A 397-nucleotide genomic window follows, 5' to 3' on the forward strand; every position below is an offset into this window, starting at 1 on the left:
GGTACTTCGCTTTAATGGTATCGCCAGGCATAATGACGGTATTCTGCGGTACAGCATAAGCTGCGGTAGGGGCCGCAATAGCCGCAAGGGCACAGGCGAGGGCAAATGTAGCCTTGGCGATGCGCATTAGTACTTCTCTTTTCTAAATGTGACAGTCCGCTATTCATCTTATGGGCTCATATTGAATTTTGTTACCTCGGTTTAAAAAACTTCTTATAAATAAAATGCAGCCGCCTCATTACCTGAGGCGGCTGCATAAAGATCGGTCGAGGTGTGATTACTTGCCGAGCTTACGACGCTGAACACGCGTACGGCGAAGCAGCTTGCGGTGCTTCTTCTTCGACATGCGCTTACGACGCTTCTTAATCACTGATCCCATGGAGATCCCTCACTGTTC

At 48.9% G+C, this 397-nt stretch carries 1 protein-coding gene; it reads right to left on the reverse strand.

Going from position 1 to position 397, the window contains the following annotated elements; translation table 11 throughout:
- Positions 1 to 277 precede the first annotated feature (277 nt).
- Complete coding sequence (locus V6F88_RS27825) at positions 278 to 379, reverse strand: 30S ribosomal protein bS22 (RefSeq protein WP_003402602.1); 102 nt, start codon at positions 377 to 379, stop codon at positions 278 to 280.
- Positions 380 to 397 lie beyond the last annotated feature (18 nt).

Origin of the sequence: Achromobacter sp. ESBL13, assembly GCF_036668755.1 — a bacterium.
GTDB lineage: Bacteria > Pseudomonadota > Gammaproteobacteria > Burkholderiales > Burkholderiaceae_B > Achromobacter.

Excerpts from the sequence above, each read along its gene's own strand:
- V6F88_RS27825 (WP_003402602.1), bottom strand. The coding sequence starts at position 379 with ATGGGATCAGTGATTAAGAAGCGTCGTAAGCGCATGTCGAAGAAGAAG.